Source organism: Streptomyces sp. CY-1 (assembly GCF_047218265.1).
Classification (GTDB): domain Bacteria; phylum Actinomycetota; class Actinomycetes; order Streptomycetales; family Streptomycetaceae; genus Streptomyces; species Streptomyces niphimycinicus.
The window spans coordinates 11,324,104-11,343,867 of the sequence record NZ_CP178393.1; the positions used below are offsets into that span (position 1 = coordinate 11,324,104).

The 19,764-nt window shown below is 68.2% G+C and carries 17 protein-coding genes and 4 pseudogenes; 10 read left to right on the forward strand and 11 right to left on the reverse strand.

Annotated elements, in window-relative coordinates; genetic code table 11:
- Nucleotides 1-533: 533 nt before the first annotated feature.
- Nucleotides 534-704 carry a hypothetical protein gene (locus ACK1X7_RS47610; protein ID WP_159037996.1) on the reverse strand — a complete coding sequence of 57 codons (171 nt, stop codon included), beginning with the start codon at nucleotides 702-704 and terminating at the stop codon, nucleotides 534-536.
- 136 nt (nucleotides 705-840) lie between these two features.
- Between ACK1X7_RS47610 and ACK1X7_RS47615 the strand changes: the two genes are divergently transcribed.
- A complete protein-coding gene (locus ACK1X7_RS47615) occupies nucleotides 841-2,169 on the forward strand; it encodes an LLM class flavin-dependent oxidoreductase (protein WP_385158530.1) in 1,329 nt (442 codons plus the stop codon).
- Nucleotides 2,170-3,058: 889 nt separating this feature from the next.
- Here the strand turns inward: ACK1X7_RS47615 and ACK1X7_RS47620 are convergent.
- On the reverse strand, nucleotides 3,059-3,727 hold the full coding sequence (locus ACK1X7_RS47620) for a TetR/AcrR family transcriptional regulator (protein ID WP_398158738.1): 669 nt from the start codon (nucleotides 3,725-3,727) through the stop codon (nucleotides 3,059-3,061).
- Nucleotides 3,728-3,921: 194 nt separating this feature from the next.
- On the opposite strand from ACK1X7_RS47620, the gene ACK1X7_RS47625 reads away from it, so the two are divergent.
- Both ACK1X7_RS47625 and ACK1X7_RS47630 read left to right on the forward strand, forming a co-directional pair.
- Complete coding sequence (locus ACK1X7_RS47625; protein ID WP_398158737.1) at nucleotides 3,922-5,133, forward strand: FAD-dependent monooxygenase; 1,212 nt, start codon at nucleotides 3,922-3,924, stop codon at nucleotides 5,131-5,133.
- A gap of 221 nt (nucleotides 5,134-5,354) precedes the next feature.
- Nucleotides 5,355-6,233 (forward strand): AraC family transcriptional regulator, encoded by an 879-nt coding sequence (locus ACK1X7_RS47630; protein ID WP_390792448.1) that lies wholly within the window; start codon nucleotides 5,355-5,357, stop codon nucleotides 6,231-6,233.
- Nucleotides 6,234-6,304: 71 nt separating this feature from the next.
- Here ACK1X7_RS47630 and ACK1X7_RS47635 read toward each other — a convergent pair whose 3' ends face one another.
- From ACK1X7_RS47635 to ACK1X7_RS47650, 4 genes and pseudogenes are all read right to left on the reverse strand, one after another.
- Nucleotides 6,305-6,853: a flavin reductase family protein gene (locus ACK1X7_RS47635; RefSeq protein ID WP_385157441.1), complete on the reverse strand. Its 549-nt coding sequence runs from the start codon at nucleotides 6,851-6,853 to the stop codon at nucleotides 6,305-6,307.
- On the reverse strand, nucleotides 6,853-8,223 hold the full coding sequence (locus ACK1X7_RS47640) for an acyl-CoA dehydrogenase (RefSeq protein ID WP_413116782.1): 1,371 nt from the start codon (nucleotides 8,221-8,223) through the stop codon (nucleotides 6,853-6,855). The genes ACK1X7_RS47635 and ACK1X7_RS47640 overlap by 1 nt, the downstream gene beginning before the upstream one ends.
- A gap of 379 nt (nucleotides 8,224-8,602) precedes the next feature.
- Nucleotides 8,603-8,944 (reverse strand): annotated as a pseudogene (locus ACK1X7_RS47645) (Tn3 family transposase); the annotation flags it as partial.
- 3 nt (nucleotides 8,945-8,947) lie between these two features.
- Nucleotides 8,948-9,774, reverse strand: a pseudogene (locus ACK1X7_RS47650) (IS5 family transposase).
- 442 nt (nucleotides 9,775-10,216) lie between these two features.
- On the opposite strand from ACK1X7_RS47650, the gene ACK1X7_RS47655 reads away from it, so the two are divergent.
- On the forward strand, nucleotides 10,217-11,338 hold the full coding sequence (locus tag ACK1X7_RS47655; protein WP_270086196.1) for an FAD-dependent oxidoreductase: 1,122 nt from the start codon (nucleotides 10,217-10,219) through the stop codon (nucleotides 11,336-11,338).
- A 143-nt stretch (nucleotides 11,339-11,481) separates the two neighbouring features.
- Nucleotides 11,482-12,546: pseudogene (locus ACK1X7_RS47660) on the forward strand (IS701 family transposase); the annotation flags it as partial.
- Between the two features lie 428 nt (nucleotides 12,547-12,974).
- Here ACK1X7_RS47660 and ACK1X7_RS47665 read toward each other — a convergent pair.
- A complete protein-coding gene (locus ACK1X7_RS47665; protein WP_385158764.1) occupies nucleotides 12,975-13,190 on the reverse strand; it encodes a hypothetical protein in 216 nt (71 codons plus the stop codon).
- Nucleotides 13,191-13,563: 373 nt separating this feature from the next.
- Between ACK1X7_RS47665 and ACK1X7_RS47670 the strand changes: the two genes are divergently transcribed.
- Nucleotides 13,564-14,070 (forward strand): RICIN domain-containing protein, encoded by a 507-nt coding sequence (locus tag ACK1X7_RS47670; protein ID WP_398158734.1) that lies wholly within the window; start codon nucleotides 13,564-13,566, stop codon nucleotides 14,068-14,070.
- A 160-nt stretch (nucleotides 14,071-14,230) separates the two neighbouring features.
- Here the strand turns inward: ACK1X7_RS47670 and ACK1X7_RS47675 are convergent, their stop codons facing one another.
- The 3 genes and pseudogenes from ACK1X7_RS47675 to ACK1X7_RS47685 all read right to left on the reverse strand — a co-directional run bounded on the left by ACK1X7_RS47675 (nucleotide 14,231) and on the right by ACK1X7_RS47685 (nucleotide 16,153).
- Entirely contained in the window at nucleotides 14,231-14,740 is a 510-nt protein-coding gene (locus ACK1X7_RS47675; RefSeq protein ID WP_398158733.1) for an RICIN domain-containing protein, read from the reverse strand.
- Between the two features lie 177 nt (nucleotides 14,741-14,917).
- Nucleotides 14,918-15,430 (reverse strand): annotated as a pseudogene (locus tag ACK1X7_RS47680) (Tn3 family transposase); the annotation flags it as partial.
- Nucleotides 15,431-15,481: 51 nt separating this feature from the next.
- Nucleotides 15,482-16,153 carry an HAD family hydrolase gene (locus ACK1X7_RS47685; protein WP_413116783.1) on the reverse strand — a complete coding sequence of 224 codons (672 nt, stop codon included), beginning with the start codon at nucleotides 16,151-16,153 and terminating at the stop codon, nucleotides 15,482-15,484.
- On the opposite strand from ACK1X7_RS47685, the gene ACK1X7_RS47690 reads away from it, so the two are divergent.
- The 4 genes from ACK1X7_RS47690 to ACK1X7_RS47705 all read left to right on the forward strand — a co-directional run bounded on the left by ACK1X7_RS47690 (nucleotide 16,128) and on the right by ACK1X7_RS47705 (nucleotide 19,239).
- Entirely contained in the window at nucleotides 16,128-16,631 is a 504-nt protein-coding gene (locus ACK1X7_RS47690; RefSeq protein WP_385158297.1) for a helix-turn-helix domain-containing protein, read from the forward strand. The two genes, ACK1X7_RS47685 and ACK1X7_RS47690, sit on opposite strands and share 26 nt — an antisense overlap.
- Nucleotides 16,632-16,771: 140 nt before the next feature.
- Nucleotides 16,772-17,035: a hypothetical protein gene (locus tag ACK1X7_RS47695; protein WP_413116784.1), complete on the forward strand. Its 264-nt coding sequence runs from the start codon at nucleotides 16,772-16,774 to the stop codon at nucleotides 17,033-17,035.
- Nucleotides 17,036-17,290: 255 nt separating this feature from the next.
- A complete protein-coding gene (locus ACK1X7_RS47700) occupies nucleotides 17,291-19,057 on the forward strand; it encodes a phosphatidylglycerol lysyltransferase domain-containing protein (protein WP_413116785.1) in 1,767 nt (588 codons plus the stop codon).
- Nucleotides 19,054-19,239, forward strand: a complete 186-nt coding sequence (locus ACK1X7_RS47705; protein WP_413116786.1) for a hypothetical protein — start codon at nucleotides 19,054-19,056, stop codon at nucleotides 19,237-19,239. Before ACK1X7_RS47700 ends, ACK1X7_RS47705 begins: the two co-directional genes overlap by 4 nt.
- Before the next feature lie 117 nt (nucleotides 19,240-19,356).
- Here ACK1X7_RS47705 and ACK1X7_RS47710 read toward each other — a convergent pair whose 3' ends face one another.
- Nucleotides 19,357-19,734 carry a nuclear transport factor 2 family protein gene (locus ACK1X7_RS47710; protein ID WP_390795721.1) on the reverse strand — a complete coding sequence of 126 codons (378 nt, stop codon included), beginning with the start codon at nucleotides 19,732-19,734 and terminating at the stop codon, nucleotides 19,357-19,359.
- Nucleotides 19,735-19,764: the final 30 nt, after the last annotated feature.

A 19,764-nucleotide genomic window follows, 5' to 3' on the forward strand; every position in this document is an offset into this window, starting at 1 on the left:
CCACCAGTGGGGCCGACCGGACAGAAGGCAACCACACACGGATCATGTGCCCCGGCCGACGAACGGGTGAGGATTTCCCGGCCAATGGGCAAGCGAAGGTCCGACGCTAGCGACAGAGCGCGCTGTCGAGCCTCTTGAAGTCCACGTGCCAGCGTCGCACCAGTGGAATGTTCTTCATCATGACCATGAAGCTAACCCCCCACAATTAATCACGTCAACAGACGCCGAGTTGGCCCCTACTTTCTTAACAATGGCGCAACAACACACCTCCCGGTGCCCATTCGACTCCGGAGCGTCACGAAGTGTGCCGAAATAAACGAAGAAGAGGCCGCCGCACAACGTCACACCGACATGCCCCCGACCTGCCGAGGACCGTCCACCGGCAAAAGCGTGCCGGTTCTACGCCAATTCCCGCGGCGGTACCGGTCCGCGACCGGTACCGCCGCGGGAATTGGCGGACGGCATGCTCCGCGCGCGTCCTCGTCGCCTCGTGCGGTCGCCGTCGAGGCCGGGACCGCTCTCGACGTCACCGTTCAGGCCGATATATTCTCGATCTGCTCGCCGACTTGCGCGAGCAGGCGGGCCCGACCCTCGTCGAGGTCTTCCACGATCTCGGCTCCGCAGCCAGGACCGACGACCGTGTCGCCGCGCCATGCCAGGGTGAGCTGGCCGGGACCGGCGCGGCCCGCGAAGTCGTCGACCACCCCGCGCACGCTTGCGACCGCCCCCGCCCGGGGCCGCCGCCCCACGCCGTGAGCGGTACCCGCCGACCGGGCCGGGTGCGAGGCCCTCCACGTCCTTGCCCTGCCGTACGCCTGACGAATCACAGAGAGGACACCCATGTCCCGCACGCTCCACCTGGCCCTGCACCCGTACGGTGTCGGCGGCCCCGCCCAGCACGGTCTGTGGAAGGACCCGCGCATCGCGAAGAACATCAGTACCGACATCCGTTACTACATCCGGCAGGCGCAGGCGGCCGAACACGGCCTCTTCGACGCCCTGTTCACGGCCGACAGCCAGTTCGTCAGCGCCGGCTTCCCGTCGCACTACCTCAACCGGCTGGAACCGTTGACCATGCTGTCGGCCGTCGCCACCCACACCCGGCACCTCGGCCTGGTCGCCACGGCGAGTTCGACGTACAACTCGCCCTTCAACCTCGCGCGCCGGTTCGCCTCCCTGGACCACATCAGCGGGGGCCGCGCCGGCTGGAACGTCGTCACGGGCGTCGACAGCGGGACCTCCCGCAACTTCGGGCTTGACGAGCACCTTGACTACACCACCCGTTACAGCCGCGCCCTGGAGTGCGTCGAGGTCGCCCGCGGCCTGTGGGACTCCTACGAGGACGACGCCTTCCCGGCCGACGTGGAGCACGACATCTTCCTCGACCCGTCCAAGCTGCACCAGCTCAACCACGAGGGCGAGCACTTCAAGGTGGCGGGCCCGCTCAACATCTCGCGCTCCCCGCAGGGTCAGCCGGTCATCTTCCAGGCCGGAGTGTCCGAGGAGGGCCGTGACCTGGCCGCCCGGGTCGCCGAGGGCATCTACGCGCCGGGCGACACCTCACTGGAGCAGGCCCAGGAGTACTACGCGGACGTCAAGAGGCGCGCCGTGTCCTACGGCCGCAATCCCGAGCACATCAAGATCCTCATCCATGGCGATCCCATCGTCGCCGCCACCGACGAAGCCGCCCTGCGCCGCGAGCGGGAAATCTTCGAGGAGGACCACGACTTCGACCGCAGCCTCGCTCTCCTGGGCCGCTCCTTCGGCGCCTACGACTTCAGCACGCACGACCTGGACGCCCCGTTCCCGGACGTCGCCCACCTCGCCGAGAAGGGCGGCCGCACCGGCGCTGTCAAGCTCATCGCCCGCGCCAAGGCCCAGAACCTCACCCTGCGTCAGGTTGTGGAAACCGTCTCGGAGCTCCGCCGTTCGCCGTTCGTCGGCGCGCCGAAGACGGTGGCCGACGCCATCGAGCGGTGGTTCGACGCCAAGGCCTTCGACGGGATCGTCCTCGCTTTCCGCGTCGAGGACGAGCTCAACCTGTTCGTGGACGGCGTCGTCTCGATCCTGCAGAAGCGAGGCCTGTTCCGCACCGAGTACACGGCGGACACCCTGCGCGGCCACCTCGGCCTGCCCGTCCCCGCCAACCGCTGGACCACGGGTACCTGAGTCAAGCGGGCCCCGGTGAACCTCCCGTTCGGTGGAGGAGGTCAGCTCGTGCGGGTCACCGGAGGACTGGCCCGGCCCGCCGTCCTCGGCCACCACGGTCCCCGTCCACCGCGCGCCTCGCCCACGTCAGCCTCGACCACCTGCTGGACGCCTTCACCGAGATCCTCATCCAATGCCACGAGGCTATGCGCCCCGGCGGCCACGCGGTGATCACCACCCGCCCCTGGCGAGAACAGGGAGAGCGCATCGACCTACGCCGGTGTCCGTGCCTACGTCAGCAGGACGCTTCGCGGCAAACCCCAACCGGTCGGCCCCCTCACGCCCTCGGCCCGGACCGTTACCCGCTGGATCCTCACCCACCCCGACGCCCTACCCGAAGGCGACCGGCTCCAGCTCAACGCCGTCCTGGCCAATCTCCCCGAGCTGACGGCGCTTGCCGAGCACGTGCGCGCCTTCGGGCACATGGTCGCTCACCTCGAATCAACGACGCTTGCCACGGGTGTAGGCCGCTGATCAGGTAAAATATGGGCCGCAGGGCCTTGCCCGGTGAGTCTGATCGTGTCGTCATTGACCGCTGTTTACTGCCTTGAAGGGCACGGCTAGGGCACGACTGCGGCACGTAATGAGATCGCCCCTGCTCCTGCTGCCTGATTACGGAGGTTCTCTACGGGAGGCTGCCGGGGTCGGAGGTCGCTTCGCAGTCGCAGACATCTGTCGGGCGAGGTCAGTGTGGCCCGATGAGGGTCGGCCCGGCGACCAGTGCGGCCCACGCCAAGGGGAGGGCGAGCAGTCAACACCGCCTGGCGGTGAGCTGCGGTCGGCTGATGGAGCAGTTACCCGGCTGCGGCCGACGCCGTAGAGGGGCGTGCGCGGCCTGTCGGGCACAAGATCACATCATGGTCTGGTCGAATTCGTCCTGGTCAAGAGCGGGGTGGGCCAGAGGGGTGGGGCGATCCCGTTCGTGACGTAGGCCGTCCAGAATGAGTGTGAGGTAGCGCTTCCACAGCTCAGGTGTGACGTTCCGGCTGTGCTGCGTGACTGCCCCGAGCATGAGCTGGATGAGGGGGAAGTCGGACGGTTCGATGTCGTCGCGCAGTTGGCCCGCTTGCTGGGCACGCGTGATGACAGCGGTGACCGCGGGGGTGAGGCGTTCCCGGGCGGCGGCTGCCCGGTTTTTACCAGGTGCGCTTTCCAGGAGGACCTCTCTCAGCCCGCGGTCATCGGCGAAGTCCTGACCGGTGGCAAAGAAGAGCTGCACGAAACCTTCCCAGGGGTCTTCATGGGAGAGGGCCTGTTCCGCCCGCGCGATCAAGTGCTGCAAGGCGCCTTCGAAGACGGCATCGATCAGTTCCTCGCGGTTGGCGAAGCGACGGTAGGCCGTGCCGACGCCGACGCCCGCATGGCGGGCGACGTCGTCGAGGGTGACATCCAGTCCTCGGTGGGCGAAGAGCTCCTGAGCAGCCGCGATGATGCGCCGCCGATTGCGCTCCGCATCCACCCGCAAGGGGCGCGCCGGGAGGCTCTCGGGGTGTGGGGCGGAGGTGGTTCGGCGGCTCATGACTCCTATCTTACCCGGAAACCGGAGATGACCTCTCCGGTTTTGGTGCTATGGTGGCCCCGTAAGTGGAGATGACATCTCCACTTCTCTGGTACCCAGAGAGCCATGAGCACCCTCGCCCGTGAAGAGAGCCCGCCGCAGGCAGAGCAGGCCGCGAGTCGGCGCGATCGTCTACGGCAAAGGAGAAGATCGTCATGAACACGCCCCGCGCCTTGATCGTCGGAATGGGTATCGGCGGCCTGGCCACGGCCATGCGTCTGCGTGAGGTCGGCTGGGAGCCCGTACTCATCGAACGCGCCTCGGAGAGGCGCCCCGCCGGATACTTCATCGGCCTGTTCGAGACCGGCCGTGCCACTGCGCAGCGGATGGGCGTGCTTGATGCCATCGGCAACCGGGCCGGCGCCGACAGCATCACCTACGACATCGAGCGGTCGGGCCGCCGCCGTCCCGGCATGGGGTACGGCGACTTGCCCGGCGATCCCCGCCTGATCCTGCGCGGGGACATCGAGGCCGCCCTCTACGACGTCGTCGCTCCCCACACCGAGATCCGCTACGGCGCGACACCGATCGCCATCGACGAACACCCCCACGGAGTGGACGTCACGCTGCGTACCACCGCGGGCGACGAAACCACCGAGAGCACGGAGTGCTTCGACCTCGTGGTGGGCGCCGACGGCTTGCGTTCCACCGTGCGCCGCCTGGCCTTCGGCCCGGACCAGGAGTTCATGCGGCCGCTCGGCCACATCATCGGCGCCACGATCCTCAAGGAACCCGTGCCGGACTACCGGCCCCACGACGGCGTCGTCCTGGCCGAACCCGGCCGCTCCGCATGGACCTTCCCCTTCACCGACCACCAGCCTGGGGTGCTGTTCAACTACCGCACCGACGACGAGGACGCCCAATTCCGCCGCCCTCCCATCGAGTCGCTGCGCCGCGCCTTCGGCCCCGAACCGACCGGGCCCGTACTGGAACACCTCCTTGAGCAGTTCGAGCAGGCCGACGACTACCTCTTCGACTCCGTCCACCAGGTGGAGATGCCGACCTGGCACACCGACCGCGTCGTCCTGCTCGGCGACTCCGCTTGGTGCATGACCCTCTACTCCGGCATGGGCGCTTCCACCGCCCTGGCCGGCGCGGACCTCCTCGGCACCCTGCTTCAGCGCAACGGCGGCAACACCACCCGGGCGCTACGCGAATGGGACCAGCGGCTCCGCCCCTTCATCGCCCTCCAACAGCGCAGCGGCCGCACGCAGGGCCTGACGATGTTCGTCCCTCAGAGCCACCGGGACAAGGCCGTCCGGACCTTCACCCAGAGACTGACGAGCCATCCCGCCGGCAAGCGCCTGATGAAGACCCTGGCCGCCCGGCAGTTCAAGGAGAAGTCCATCGACATCGCCGCTGTCTGACCACGACCCCGCCGGACCTCGGCGCCGTTCGTCCTCCCGGACGGCGAGAGCCATGCCGCCGCAAGAGACACGATGACCACAACGCACCCCACAGAGTGGAAGGCCGCATGGGTACGACGCCCTCGTCCGATGCTCCATCAGTCCGCTTCTCCACTGAAGGCATCCCCGAGCCGGATCGGGTGGCGTCCTGGGAGGCCCACAATGCCGCCTCGGTGGCGCCTATGCGCTGTCGCTCTCTGGCGTCTGGCTTCTACGCCTCCAGGGTCCGCACCACGATCGGCCGGCTCGATGTTCTGCGGACGACCGCGACATCGCACGTGATCGAGCGCGACGCGGGGCACGTACGCGGCCATCCCCTCGACCAGGTGGCCGTGCACATGATCCTGCGTGGCGAGTCCGCTTTCTGCACCAGTGAAGGCGTCCTCACGCTGCGTCCGGGGCAGGTCCTCCTCCGCGGCGACCTGCCGTTCCTGCACGGCTACACCAGTGACCTGCACGACCTGGTGGTCGGGGTGCCGCGTTCCGTATATGCCGAATTCACGCACGGGGCACCACCGTCCCGGCCCCAGGTCGTCGACGTCAACGGCCCCCTGGGCGCCTGCGTGAGCGCCCTCGGGCGCCTGCTCGACGGGGTCGCCCGGGCGGATGCCTCCGCGACGCCGGACGACGCGACGGTGCTGGAATTGTTGGCGCCGCTTGCCTCCGGGCGGCGTGCGCCCCTGTCAGCGGATGCCCACTACGCCGCCGCCCGTGAGGTGGTCGAGCGCCATCTGCACGACCCGGGGCTGAGCGCGAGGTCCGTCGCGGCACGGATCGGCATCAGCGAGCGTCACCTCTCCCGGGTGTTCGCCGCCCAGAACACGACCGTGCCGCAGTTCGTGCGCGGTCTGCGGCTGGACCGCGCCCATCGGATGCTGGCGACATCCGGTGGACGTGAGCGCCTCACGGTGGCCGAGGTCGCCCACAGGTGCGGCTTCGCCTCCGCCTCGCACTTCTCGACGAGCTTCGCCAAGCGCTTCGGCACGCGCCCCGCGGACCTCGCGCGGCAGGCTCGCGGCATGGCCGCCGTCAGGGCTGAGGGTGCGCGCCGAACGGGATGACACGGAACGGGCCCAGTAGCCGGCCACCGGGCCCGTTCCGCGGCGAGCGCGACCTTTGACGCCTCAGGCGCTCAGACCTGCCGCGGCCCTGCGGACAGGGCTTCGAACGAGCCCCGGAAGAACAGCAGGGGAGCGGCGTCCTGGTGGCCTGCCAGCGCCACCACCCGGCCCACGACCAGCAGGTGGTCGCCGATGGGGTACTCCTCGACCAGTTCGCACTCGACATGGCCCACTGTGCCGTCGAGCAGGGGAGCGCCGGTGACCTCGCGACGCCACGGCACCCCCGCGAACTTGTCGCCGCCACTGCGGGCGAACGCCGTGGCGAGTTCGGCTTGGTCCTCGGCGAGGATGTTGGCCGCGAACCGGCCGGCCTCGCGGATCGTCGGATAACTCCTGGAGGTGACCGCCGGAGCGAACGCGACCAGCGGCGGGTCCAGCGACAGGCTCATGAAGGACTGACAGGTCAGGCCGGTCGTGTGGCCGCCGAGCGAGGCGGTGACGACCGTGACGCCGGAGCAGAACCGGCCGAGCACATCGCGAAATCGGGCCGCATCGAAGTCCGGAGCGGTGCCCGGGACGGCGTCACGGGCAGTGTTGGGGGTGATGACCCCGGTCTTCATCAGGAACCCGCCTTCGTCGTCTCGCCGTTCACGGTGGTGGACTCGACGTCGGACACGGTCCGGGCCGGGCCGGCGGCCCCCAAGTCGGCGACAGTGAAACGAAGTGCCATGAGCTCCCGCGTCATCGCACCCGAGTGGGCGCGGTAGGCGCTGAAATCCCGCCAGTAGCGCTCGGTACGGGACCCCTGACGGAGCGCGCTCGATCCGCCGGTGCGGACGAGGAGGTCCATCGCCTCGGTGGCGAACCGTCCGCCTTGCGCACACAGGTTCGTCAGACGCAGGTCGTCGGCGAGGCCGAACTCCCCCTCGCCCCGCACCTCGCGCTCACAGAGGTCGTGATACAGCTCCCCCACCTGCTGCAGCACCGCCGCGGCGGCGTCGAGCAGGGAGCACGCCTCGCCGTACCACTGCTGGTAGTGGGCGTCGTCAGCGCGCAGACCGTGCGGGTTCCACATCGGCTTCTTCTCCAGCAGCGCCGACCGGTACTCGTCGAGCATGGCGCGACCGATGCCGGTCGCGACAGCGAGACTCTCGCCGAAGAAGAAGCCCGTGAGGCGCCCCGCGTACATGGGATTGCCGTGCAGAGCCATGCCGACGGGCTCGGCCCACAGATGGTCCTGCCCCTCGGCCTCGCGCACATTGCCTCGCGGCACCACGGCGTTCTCCATGCGGATGGAGGGCGAGCCGCTGCCCCGCAGACCGATGCCGTCGCCCCAGTCGTCGAGCACCGTGTAGCACGACCGCGGAACTACCGCTATGCCGAAGCGGGGCGTGCCATCCTCGCCCGGCGGCAACGCGACGCTGCCGAGCGCGTGGGTCGAGTACGGAGCCCCCGAGTTGTAACCCCAGGTGCCCGTCAGTTCCCAGCCGTCACGGTGGGGAACCGCGCGGACCGAGGGGACGATGCGGTGGGGCGCGATGAAGTGTCCGTCCTTGCCCATCGCATCGGCCTGGACGTCGGGACCGAACTGTGAGGCAAACGCGAGCGCGTGTCCCGCGCCGAGGGCCAGGCACCAGCCCGTGGAGGGGCAGCCTCGGGCGATCTCGACGATCACCCGGTAGAACTCGGACACCCGCAGCTCGTAGCCGCCGAACGCCTGGGGCTGGAGCAAACGGTAGAAACCGTCCCGCAGGAAGATTTCGTGAGTCTCCTGCGAGTAGCAGGTCCGCTGCTCCGTCGCTTCCTGTTCGGAGCGGAGGTGGTCACGCAGGTCGCGGGCCCGCCGCAGGAAGTCTTCGGCGGTGAGGCCGGGCTCGGGCTGGGCCAGCAGGGGGCGCATCGGACGAGCGTCACCCGTCGGGTGGGTCTGCACGGGAGGGGAGGCCGGTGTGGGGTGGTTGGAGTGGGGGTTGCCGTCAACGGCGGTCATCGTCGCTCCTCGCTTGTCGCTGCATACCCCGCCTGCCGCACCTGCACATGGCGGGGCCGCCGGGCGGCGGCCACGGATTCAGTCCCGTAGCTGCGCGAATCCCGGTGCGAACGAGTCTCAGGGCGTCGGCACGCCACTGGCGAAGGATCAGGCCGAACACGGCGGAAACGGGAAGAGACGGCGGATCGGCACCCGTACCGAGCACCCGGAAACCACCCCGCCCGACGCCCCGATCAGCGGGGAGCAGTCGCGGCTGCCGGAACGCTTCCGTCTACCGAACGGGGTGTCGCTGGAGCACCAGGTCGATCCGCACTCCCGGCACTCGAACCGGGGCCAGGAGTGCTTCCGGCCGTCGACAGGGCTTGCCATGCCTCGTCCGCGGCGGGGTCAGCTCGAACAGCGCGGTGATCGCGGCGGCCAGCTCGTTCCGGGACACGACCTGCTCGATCTCGGTCCACATCGCCGCCAGCGTCCCCACCCTCGACGGGCTGACCTCCCCGGTGTCGGTGTCGACCCGCTCAGACGTGGTGTAGAACACGACCCGGAAGGCGGTTGCCAGCCGTATCCCAGCCCGCTTCACCTGCGGCAGGGTCTTCAGCTTCTCCTTCGCCGTCTCCCGCTCCGCCCGCGTGAGCAGTTTCGTCGCGATCAGTACCTCCATCGTTTCCCCGTCGTCCAGGCCCGCGCGTCCACCCACGCCCGCAGCCGTGCCTAGGACCGTGTCCTATGTGGTGAGGCGGACGAGTCGCTTGTAGCAGCACAGGAAGGCTGCGAGTCCGAGGAAGCCCATGTAGTTACGGGGATTGCGTTCGTAGCGGGGGCTGAGTCGACGGTAGCCGGAGAGCCAGGACATGGTCCGCTCGATGACCCAGCGGCGTCGCCCTAATCGTTCGCTGGATTCGATGCCCTTGCGGGCGATGCGTACTCCGATGCGTTTCCATCGCAGCCATCTGCGCGGGTCGGCGCGGTCGTAGGCTTTGTCCGCGTGCAGGCGCTGCGGTTTGAAGTACTCGGCCGCGGTGAGGATCGTGTCTCGTTTGGTGGCCGTCGATCATGGGTTTCAGCCCTTCGCTGTCGTGGGTGTTTCCGGCCGAGACGCCGACGAGGAGGGGCAGTCCGTTCGCGTCCGACAGGATGTGCATCTTGGAATCCGGCTTACCCCGGTCCACGGGACTCGGACCTGTGTGTTCGCCCCCCTTTTTTGGCCCTGACGTGCGCGGTGTCGAGGACGACGCGGGTGACATCGATGAGGCCGGCGTCGTCGAGCCGGTGCAGCACGGCTTCGTGCAGGCGACCCCAGACACCGGCTCTCGACCAGACCAAGGACCGGCGGTGAGCCGTCGATTTCGATATGCCGAAGCAGGACGGCAGTTGGCGCCAGGCGCAGCCGCTGACCAGGTTGTAGACGATGGCAGCGAACAGCGTCTCATCAGGTGTGTCCTGCGTTCCGCCACCTTGCGGCCGTACTTTCGACGGCGGGATCAGCGGCTTCGCGATCTCCCACAATCCGTCCGGAACAATCCAACTCCACGTGCCCCGCCCCGTGTACAGCTCAACGTCCGCCTCACCACATAGGACACGGCCTAGTACTCCAGTCTGGTTTCGTGATCTATCCGGTGGGCTCGTCGGCGGTCCGTTGTCGGGAGTGGTTGCGTCGGGCTGTCGCCTGGTGGTGTCTGCGCCAGATGGACCAGGGCGAGCGAGTGTCATCTTTCCGGCAGCACTGCCGAGCCGGTCGAGGCGGTTGTCGAGGATGAACGTGGCTGGCGCGGTGCGTCGCAGCGTGAGCGGTCCCGGTCACCGCGAGGCGGATGCCGAGTTATAGTCACGAGGTCGCGAAAAACGATGTTCCGCGGTCCACCCGCCGGACATCGCACATACATCGATGCAGATGGTTCTGATCGGTGAGCGTCTCCTTGCCGAGATCGGGCACCCCGTCCGCTTTCGGCGCTGACCATCGCCGGCGCGTGCCGGCGCAACAGAGGAGCGCAGCATGCAGAAGACCATCGCCATTGTCGGAGCGGGACTGGGCGGGCTGACGCTCGCCCGGGTGCTTCAGGCTCACGGCGTCGCCGCGACGATCTACGAGGGTGAGGCTTCGGCGACGACCCGTACGCAAGGCGGCCTGCTCGACATCCACGAAGAGACTGGCCAGGTCGCAGTTCGCGCAGCCGGTCTGTACGACGAGTTCCTCACTCTGGTCCGCCCGGGCGAGGACGCCAAGCGCGTGGTGGACCGCCACGGCACGATCCTGTTCGACATGCCTGCGGACCCCGGTTCGGCCCGTCCTGAGGTGGATCGTGGCGAACTGCGGCGCCTGCTCATCGACTCGTTGGCGCCCGGGACGATCAGGTGGGGTCACAAGGTCACCTCGGTCCGGCATCGTCCGGAGGGCGGCTACGTCCTCACCTTCGCGGAAGGTTCCGCCACGCGCGCCGACATCGTCATCGGCGCGGACGGTGCCTGGTCGAAGGTGCGTCCGCTGCTCACCCCCGCCAAGCCCGTCTTCAGCGGAACCTGCTTCATCGAGATCGCCCTCGCCTCGGGCGGCCAGGAGTGCCGGGCGAGCGTGGCCGCGATCGGCAGCGGCACGCTGATGGCGGTCGCGCCGGGCAAAGGCATCATCGCGCATCGCTACGCCGACGGGCACGTGCGCGGATACGTGGCGCTGAACAAGCCCGAGGAGTGGATGAGGTCGATCGACTTCGGCGACCCGTCCGCGGGCCTCCGTCAACTTGCCGACGAGTTCGATGGCTGGTCGCCGCTGCTCACCGCCTTCGTGACACAGAGCGACGTGGAACCGTGGCTCCGACCCATCTACGCCCTGCCCGTCGGGCTCAAATGGGACAGGGTGCCCGGCGTGACGCTCGTCGGCGACGCCGCGCATCTGATGTCGCCCTTCGCCGGCGAAGGTGCGAACCTCGCCATGTACGACGGCGCGGACCTGGCGAGCAAGCTGGTTGAGCAACCCGACATCGAGGTCGCGCTCACCGCCTACGAAGAGCGGCTATTCCTGCGTAGTGGCGACGCCGCCAGCCGCTCGGCGCAGAACCTGGAGATCTTCTTCGGCCAGGAAGCACCGCAGAGCGTAGTCACTCTGTTCGACCGCTCCTGACACCTCAGTCCGGGTTCGAGATCTTGTCGCGGACCCGGCAGGGAGCGGGCACGGCCATCGCATGATCATCGGGGGTTGTGTCGACTTTTGAAGATCGTGCGGTGGCTGCACGGCATAGCCCAGACCCTGCCCGTTGGTGGGCGATGTTCGACCAGGTCATGGCCCGGATCGCGGGCCGGTTCCGGCGGGTTGAGCCCCGCGCGTCAGCCCGCTCCTACCTGCTCGGGCTGCTGTCGGGCGTGGAGCGGAAGAACTGCTGGCAGATGGCCGAGCAAGCGGGCCATACGCGCCCCGGGTCGCTGCAGCGTCTACTGCGCTATGCCTGCTGGGATGCCGACGCGGTCCGCGACGACCTGCGTTCCTACGCCGCGGAAAACCTCGCCGCCCCCGACGGTGTCCTGATCGTGGACGAGACCGGCTTCCTGAAGAAGAGCCGGTCCTCGGCAGGGGTGCAGAGGCAGTACACCGGCACTGCGGGACGCATCGAGAACTCCCAGGTCGGCGTTTTCCTTGCGCTGGCAACCAGCCGGGGACGTGCTCTGATCGACCGTCGGCTTTACCTGCCCGAGCAGTCATGGGCTGATGATCCCGAACGCCGCCACGCTGCGGGAATACCCGACGAAGTGCGGTTCCAGACCAAGCCCTTTCTGGCCGGGGAGATGATCGCCGCAGCGCTGGACGCCGGAATCACCACGCCCTGGGTGACCGGTGACGAAGCCTACGGCCAGGACCCACGTCTCCGCGTCGTCCTTGAGGCACGCGGCACCGGCTATGTCCTGGCCGTCGCCTGCTCGACGCGGGTAAGGATCAACCACGGCCGCACTGCCGTTCGCGCGGACACCGTTGCCGGCCGGCTGCCCGCCACGGCCTGGCATCGTCAGAGTGCCGGCATCGGCGCGAAAGGTCCTCGGTACTACGACTGGGCCTGGATCCACATCGGCATCGGCGCGAACCGACACCTGCTGATCCGACGCAACCTCTCCACCGGTGAACTCGCCTTCTATCTGTGCTGGTCGCCCGCCACGGTCTCCCTGGCCGAGCTGGTCCGCGTCGCTGGTGTCCGTTGGAGCGTGGAGGAGTGCTTCCAGGCCGCGAAGAGCCAGGTCGGCCTGGACCACTATCAGGTGAGGCACTGGACCTCCTGGCACCGGCACATCACGCTCGCCATGCTCGCCTTGGCCTTCCTGACCGCCGTCGCCGCCGACGCGGCACCACAGCGGCCAGCCGGTCCGCACTACTTCGACCACAGCCTCGATCCGGTCACGCTGACCGTGCCCGAGATCCGCCGTCTCTTCGGTGCCGTCTTCAACCCGCCTGCCGTGTCGACGGCCAGGCTTCTGCACTGGTCCATCTGGCGCCGACACCACCAGGCAACAGCCCGACGCAGTCACTACCGACGACGAACCCCCGACGAATCCGCCGGGTAGATCACGAAACCAGACTGGAGTACTAGTAGGACTCCGTTAGGTCTGTCTTGATCTAGGTGTTGTGGTCCTGGTGGGGAGGGGCTGGTGGCAGGTGGTGCAGGTGCCGGTCCAGCATCTCAGGATGTCTTGGAGGTCGTCGAGGATCTGGTAGAGGGTGAGCGTACGGGCACGGTCCGACAACGGGCCGCCGCCGACGGCCACTTCGGAGATCAGGCCGCGGCCAGGAACTCGACGGCCCGCTCCTCCAGCTCAGCCGCGCAGCGCACCCCGCGGGCCCAGGAGTGCACGAGATCACCGCGTATCCGGCTCACAGCCTTGCGGGTGCGGACGGACCGGACACCGTCCATATGGTCCATCGCCCTGTTCCAGGTGGCACACGCCTGCTCGATGCTGCCGCTCTTGAGCTGTATCTCAGCGCTCGCCACCAAATCGAGGGCGACGATTCGCGCATAGCCTTCCGGGCGAGACGTGGCGGCCGCGCATACTGCTCCGTTGTCGTCTTCCGATCGCCCAACGTCTCGCAGACCTTCGCATTGCGCGAGTAGACGGACGCCGCGGGTGGGCCCCAGGCAAGAGCCCGAGCACGCCGGCCGCGCTGACTCCGGACCGGCGCCGCCTCTGACCGTCACCACTCTCGGCTCCGGCCGGGAGGGGCTTTGGGCCACTGCTAGGGGCTGCCTAGTCGTCGAGTCGAGTCACTCCGTCGTGGCACCGTCGAGGGAATCCCGAGTGCAGTGCAGTACGTTGCGCACCCAACTGGGCGCATACTGTGACCAGTCTGAAGCGGAGGAGTCCTGCATGCGCATTCGATCTGCCTGCGCCGTGGTCGCCGTAGCGCTAAGTGCGACCGTGCTCGGGGTGGGCACCGCCGACGCGACGGGGCCGCTGTCCGGCACGAAGATCCGCAACTGGCAGACCGGCTTCGTCCTCGGCGTCGCCGGCAACTCAACCGTCGGCGCTGCCCAGCTCCAGTACCAGACCGACACCGATGCCTTGGCCCAGAAGTGGGCTATCGACCCGGTCACCAGCAGGACCTTCCTGCTGCACAATCTCAACAGCGACATGTGTGTCACCGCTGTGGGCGGAGGCGGCACCGAACCCCTCCAGCAGCGTCCGTGTGACCCCCGCTGGGACGAGCAGATCTTCAGCATGGAAGCTTCCAGCAAGCCCAACCGGTACCAACTCAGGAGCCAGGCCTACGGCCTGTGCATGAACCCCGACGTCGCCGGCGTCAACGCCAACGCCCGAGTTATCGGCTGTAGCGACACCAACAACTACAACACCCACTCGTTCGAGGTCCGCTGACCTTCAGGGCGGGGCCGCACGGCAAGCCAGCGCCAACTGATCAAGGCCCGACCCGAAGAAGGGGCGTCCGAAGCCATAAGAGGTGGCTTCGGACGCCCCTTCTTCAGGGCGGGCTTGGTCAGACGGTGCTGGCCTGGTGTTATCCCGCCCTGAAGTGAGGTCAGCGGACGTCGAACGAGTGGGCCTGGTAGTTGTTGGTGGCGGCGCAGTCGTTCAAGACGGCGATGGTGGGCGTGGCGGTGGAGGACAGTTGCTGCATGCACTTGTTGTAGGCCAGGTTGCGCAGCAGGTGCCGGTTGGGCTTGCTGGAGTTCTCCATGGTGAAGGTCTGCTCCTCCCACCGGGGATCGCACGGACGCTGCTGGAGGGCATCCGCGGTGCTGCCGCTCATAGCGGTGACGCACATGTCGCTGTTGAGATTGCGCAGCAGGAAGGTGTCGCGGGTGACCGGGTCGATAGCCCACTTCTGGGCCAAGGCATCGGTGTCGGTCTGGTACTGGAGCTGGGCAGCGCCGACGGTTGAGTTGCCGGCGACGCCGAGGACGTAGCCGCTGGCCCAGGCGCGGACCTTGGTGCCGCTCAACGGCCCCGTCGCGTCGGCGGTGCCCACCCCGAGCACGGTCGCACTTAGCGCTACGGCGACCACGGCGCAGGCAGATCGAATGCGCATGCAGGACTCCTCCACTTCGAACTGGTCACGTATCGTGTCCAGTTGGATGCGCAACGTACTGTGTTCGGGAGTCCCCCGACAATGCCACGGAGGAGTGACTCGACTCCCGATCAAGCAAGCCCCAGGAGTTGGTCCCGGCCCCCGCGTAGGGATCGCCGGACCGTTGTGTGGGATCCGTCAGCCGTCGGCGTCCTCTTCGTCGAGCCCGGCGGCGGCCGGGTTGCGCAGGGGCCGCAAAGCCCCGTCAGGTTGGGAGCCGCGGAAGGAGCAGCGGCCCAGGACGTTGAGGTTGGCGTGGCGGAGCGGGGAGAGTCGGGCGACGTCCTCGTCCAGGACCTCGTGCCCGCGCTGGTCGGCGGGCAGCGCCAGCATCTGCTCGACGGCGGCATCCATATACCGGGTCGTCCACAGCACCACGGCGTTCAGGACCAGGCCGAGCGCGCCGAGCTGGTCTTCCTGCCCGTCGCGGTACGCCTGCATGATCTGTCCGCGTTTGCCGTGGCAGATGTCGCGGGCGAGCTTGTGGCGGGACTCCTGGATGGTGAGCTGCCGGTTCATCTGCCGCCGGTAGGTGTCGTCGACCGGGTCGACGACACGCAGCAGGTGCAGGGTCTTGCCGATCCGTCCGTACTCCGCGAACGCCTGCCCCAGCGGGGTGGGCCGCCCCTCGCGGCCGAACATCCGCAGCAGGGATTTCCACGCGTTGGATCATAAGTCCGACCCATCGGGCGCCTCGTGTACTCAGCCGGTCAGGAGCTTCAGCATCCGATCCGTGTCGGCCAGGTCGTTGACCACCTCTGCGGCCCCTGCGGCTCGCAGCTCATCGGGGGTCGTACGCCCGGTCGCGACGGCCATCACGCGGACGCCCGCCGCCAACCCGCCCCGCACATCGGAAGGCGTATCCCCAACGAGCACGGCCGACTCCGCAGGCATCTGCGCGCGCCCGAGAGCGGTCCTCACCAGCCCCGGTCGCTCGTCGGCGTCCTCACCGAAAGCCCCGAGGGTGAGGTCCATGTACGGGTCGAGGCCGAAAGCTGCCAGCTTGACCTCCGCGGCCGCGCGGATGTTGCCCGTCACCATCGTCTGCACGATGCCGTCATGAGCTGCCAGGCCGGAGAGCACCGACGGCGCCCCGGGGAGGGCGTGCCCGCGCTCACGCAGCTCGGCGGCGCGCCGTACGTGTGCGGCTCCGAGCGCCTGGGCGAATTGCTCGAACAGGTCTCGGCTGTCCTCCAGCCCATGCAGTTCCAGAGTCTCGCAGAGGATGACCGGCTCGGTCGACCCATCAATCCGAGCCTGCTCCCGCATGTGCTGGCCGGTGACCTCCTCGAAAGCCTCTGCCCAGAGTTCGCGGCCGACACCTCGGGTATCTACGAGTGTGTGGTCGATGTCCCACAACACGAGCAGCGACACTGTCTCGCCTTCCGATCGTTGGATACCGGCCCCCGTTGGTGACGGGCACCATGCGCTGAGTGGGGATACGTACGGAGGTAGGCATGGTCGCATCCGATCTGCCCGTCGGCACAGGATCAGGCACTATCGCGGCAAACGGCGGCAGGACGTTGTGGCCGGGCTCGCCGGTATCTCTCCCGACTACCTGTCCCAGATCGAACGGGGGCTCAAGATCCCGTCGCTGCCGATCCTGCACGCCATCGCCCAGGAGCTCGGAGTGCCCACCGCCGCGCTGCTCGCTGACACGCCCACGCCCAGCCGCGTGCTCCCGGACACGACCGAGCCCGCGATCGTGCGGGCGCTAATGGGCTACGGGCCGCCTCGCAGCGCCCCGCTGCCGAGCCGACAGCGCTACGCGAGCGTGTGGAGAGCGCCTGGCGAGCCTGGCAAAGCAGCCAGACGCGGTTCACTGACATGGCTGGTGTCCTGCCCAGCCTGATCGCTGATGCCGAGCACGCTGCGCGGGCCCACCGTTCAGCCGAGGACACCGGCCGACGCCGGGACGTCATGCGCGCGACGGCTGACCTCTACTTACTGCTGCGGTCGTACCTGCGACGCACTGGGCGTGTGGATCTGTCGATGATGGCTGCCGATCGGGCGGTAAGGGAAGCCGAGGAGGCAGACGATCCACTGCGGATAGCGGCTGCTCAGTGGAACCTGGGACACATTCTCCTGGCAGCGCAGGAGCCAGACGGCGCCGAGCAGGTCGCGCTGCGCGCTGTCGACGAACTACGCCAGGTGCCCATGGCCGCCTCGGACCGGGTCGCGATGTCGGGTGCGCTCCAACTGGTGGCGGTCGTCGCCGAAGCCAGGCGCCGCAACTGGTCGGCGCCCCGGCCTTGAGCCGGGGCTGATCTCCCCTCTGCGGGGGAGGCGGACCGCGGCGCGGGCACATCGTCGACGATGTGCCGGGGCGGTGAGCATGCTGGCCTTCACCGTCCACCGCCGTCCACGGTGCTCGAGGCCGATGTATACGACGCCGCCTTTGCCGCCCGGTATGCGGCGTTGAACGCGTCCAGGGCCGCCTTGGCGAGTTCACCTGTTCACCGCACTCCGCGAAGCGCTTCCGAGGGCCCCGCAGCCTCTAGGGTCGCTCGCATGGGGCGCGTCCGACGGAGTCCGCAGCCGGGTGCGGCTCGCAGCGAGTGGTCACGGCGCGGGTACGTCTCAGCGGTCTGGTATCTGCGGGTCGTCGCCTTCATCAACTTCCTCGGTGCCGTGTGGGTGTCGTTCGGGAACGACATCCGGCGGCACAACGACGACCAGTTCTCCACGTCCTATCTGCTGACCGCCGGGTTCTTCTCCGGTGTGCTCTCCGCGTTTCTGGCGATCACCATGAAGCGGCGCAAACGCGCCGCCTGGATACTCAATCTCGCCCTGTCCGGGCTGACGCTGGTGCTGACGGCCCTGGCCCTGGGGTTGCCGGTATACCGGCAGCACGTCCAGAACTGGCTCGCGGTCGGACTGACCGCGTTTTTCGTCGCCGCCCTGATCGCCGGGCGGCGGGAGTTCTACGCGAAGGGCGACCGCGCCAACCCGAAACTGGCGGCGATGGTCGGCGCGGTCGGGCTGGTGGTGGGGTCGTTGCTCGCCGCCACGATGGTCACCGTGAGCAACACAGACCCGGACCCCGGGCGCTCCGACTTCCTGGAGCGCTGGCACTACGGCGTGCTCCGCATGTTCTCGCTCGCCTACGACGACATCCACTTCGAGGGAATCGTCACCCCCGGCTGGGCCAATGTGCTCATCAACCTGATGAGCACGGCACTGATTCTGCTGGTCCTGTACGCGGCGTTCAGATCCCGCCGCGCCGTCGACCCGCAGACCGAGGAAGACCAGCGGGAGATCCGCGCGCTGCTGGAGCGGCACGGCGACCGCGACTCCCTCGGCTACTTCGCCCTGCGCCGCGACAAAAGCGTCATCTGGTCGCCGTCGGGCAAGTCCGCCGTCACCTACCGAGTGGTCGGCGGGGTCTCGCTCGCGTCCGGTGATCCGATCGGCGACCCGGAGGCGTGGCCGGGAGCGATCGACCGCTGGCTGGTCCGGGCCCGTGAGCACGGCTGGACACCCTCGGTGATCGGGGCGAGCGAAGAGGGCGGCACCGTCTATGCCCGACACGGACTGAACGCTCTGGAGCTGGGCGACGAGGCGATTGTCGACATCGCCGAGTTCACTACGGAAGGCCGTGCCATACGCAGTGTCCGCCAGGCACACCACCGTGTCGAACGCGCCGGGTACACCGTCCGTGTCAGCCGTCACGAGGACATGCCGCCTCACGAGATGGCCGAGATGATCGAATTGGCCGACGACTGGCGCGACGGAGCGACGGAGCGCGGATTCTCCATGGCGCTGGGCCGTCTCGGCGATCCGCAGGACGGTCGCTGCGTCATGCTGGTCTGCCGGGACGCCGACGGGCGGCCGCGCGCCTTGCTGAGTTTCGTCCCCTGGGGCGCCGACGGGCTCTCCCTCGATCTGATGCGACGTGACCGGGACTCGGACAACGGCCTGTTCGAATTCATGGTGCTGGAGCTGATCCAGCGTGCGGGCGACCTCGGCGTCACCCGGGTCTCGCTGAACTTCGCGATGTTCCGCGCGGTCTTCGAACGCGGCTACCGGCTCGGCGCCGGCCCGGTGCTGCGGCTGTGGCGCTCGCTGCTGACCTTCTTCTCCCGCTGGTGGCAGATCGAGTCGCTCTACCGCGCCAACGCCAAGTACCGGCCCATCTGGGAGCCCCGATTCCTGCTGTATGCCCAGAGCACCGACCTGCTGCGCATCGGTATCGCGAGCGCCCGCGCCGAGGGCTTCCTGGAAGCGCCCGGACTGCCGAAGTGGCTGCACCGCAGACGTCTGGGGACTCGCCGTTGAACACGACTGCCTCGTTCGCCCGGCGCGAGTGGGGCCCGCTGTACACGACCGTGCGGGCGGCGGTGGCGGCCCGGGGGTGGCGGGTCGTCCCGCTGACGCTCCCCGTGCTCACGCAGACGCACACCACGAGCCCGACGGCCACCGCCGACGGCCCGGTGGTAGTCGGCGGCCCCGGGCAGTAGGTGAGGCCCTTTCGAGGTCATGGCGCCGTCAAGCTCTCTCAGGCTCGCCTGAATGTCAGCGCCCCTCATCGCCACGGACTGTGCGCCGTGGCGATGAGGGGGTTTGGACTGCCGCCGTCAGTTGTCCTGGCCGCCGGCGGGGATGAAGTTGGCGTACTCCTCAATGCGCTTGATCTGTCCGGCATCGTCGAAGCCGAAGTAGACGGCGGCGTGGACCTCGCCGCGCATGCCGCTTGTGGTGGCGACGTGGACCACGTGCTGTTGGAGGACTTCGCCCGGCTGGGAGAGTTGACGCAGGATGTCGTAGCGCATCGATTCGATGGATTCGATCTGTCCTTCCATCCCGGCGATGTTCTCCTCGATGGACTGCTCGCCCTTGCCGTCGTTGTGCCAGACGGTGGTCGTCTCGGCGCACAGGGACCGGGCGGCTTTCCAGTCGCGGTTTTCCAGCGCGCGGAGGTAGGTGACGGCCTTGTCCTTCAGGTCCTTGCTCATGGAGATCTTCCTTCTTGCGTTACATGTTGA

What these genes read in the sequence shown, in the direction of transcription:
- ACK1X7_RS47615 (WP_385158530.1), top strand. Translation starts at nt 841, where the DNA reads ATGTCCCGCACGCTCCACCTGGCCCTGCACCCGTACGGTGTCGGCGGC.
- ACK1X7_RS47620 (WP_398158738.1), bottom strand. Translation starts at nt 3,727, where the DNA reads ATGAGCCGCCGAACCACCTCCGCCCCACACCCCGAGAGCCTCCCGGCG.
- ACK1X7_RS47625 (WP_398158737.1), top strand. Translation starts at nt 3,922, where the DNA reads ATGAACACGCCCCGCGCCTTGATCGTCGGAATGGGTATCGGCGGCCTG.
- ACK1X7_RS47630 (WP_390792448.1), top strand. Translation starts at nt 5,355, where the DNA reads ATGCGCTGTCGCTCTCTGGCGTCTGGCTTCTACGCCTCCAGGGTCCGC.
- ACK1X7_RS47635 (WP_385157441.1), bottom strand. Translation starts at nt 6,853, where the DNA reads ATGAAGACCGGGGTCATCACCCCCAACACTGCCCGTGACGCCGTCCCG.
- ACK1X7_RS47640 (WP_413116782.1), bottom strand. Translation starts at nt 8,223, where the DNA reads ATGACCGCCGTTGACGGCAACCCCCACTCCAACCACCCCACACCGGCC.
- ACK1X7_RS47655 (WP_270086196.1), top strand. Translation starts at nt 10,217, where the DNA reads ATGCAGAAGACCATCGCCATTGTCGGAGCGGGACTGGGCGGGCTGACG.
- ACK1X7_RS47670 (WP_398158734.1), top strand. Translation starts at nt 13,564, where the DNA reads ATGCGCATTCGATCTGCCTGCGCCGTGGTCGCCGTAGCGCTAAGTGCG.
- ACK1X7_RS47675 (WP_398158733.1), bottom strand. Translation starts at nt 14,740, where the DNA reads ATGCGCATTCGATCTGCCTGCGCCGTGGTCGCCGTAGCGCTAAGTGCG.
- ACK1X7_RS47690 (WP_385158297.1), top strand. Translation starts at nt 16,128, where the DNA reads ATGTCCCACAACACGAGCAGCGACACTGTCTCGCCTTCCGATCGTTGG.
- ACK1X7_RS47695 (WP_413116784.1), top strand. Translation starts at nt 16,772, where the DNA reads ATGATGGCTGCCGATCGGGCGGTAAGGGAAGCCGAGGAGGCAGACGAT.
- ACK1X7_RS47700 (WP_413116785.1), top strand. Translation starts at nt 17,291, where the DNA reads ATGGGGCGCGTCCGACGGAGTCCGCAGCCGGGTGCGGCTCGCAGCGAG.
- ACK1X7_RS47710 (WP_390795721.1), bottom strand. Translation starts at nt 19,734, where the DNA reads ATGAGCAAGGACCTGAAGGACAAGGCCGTCACCTACCTCCGCGCGCTG.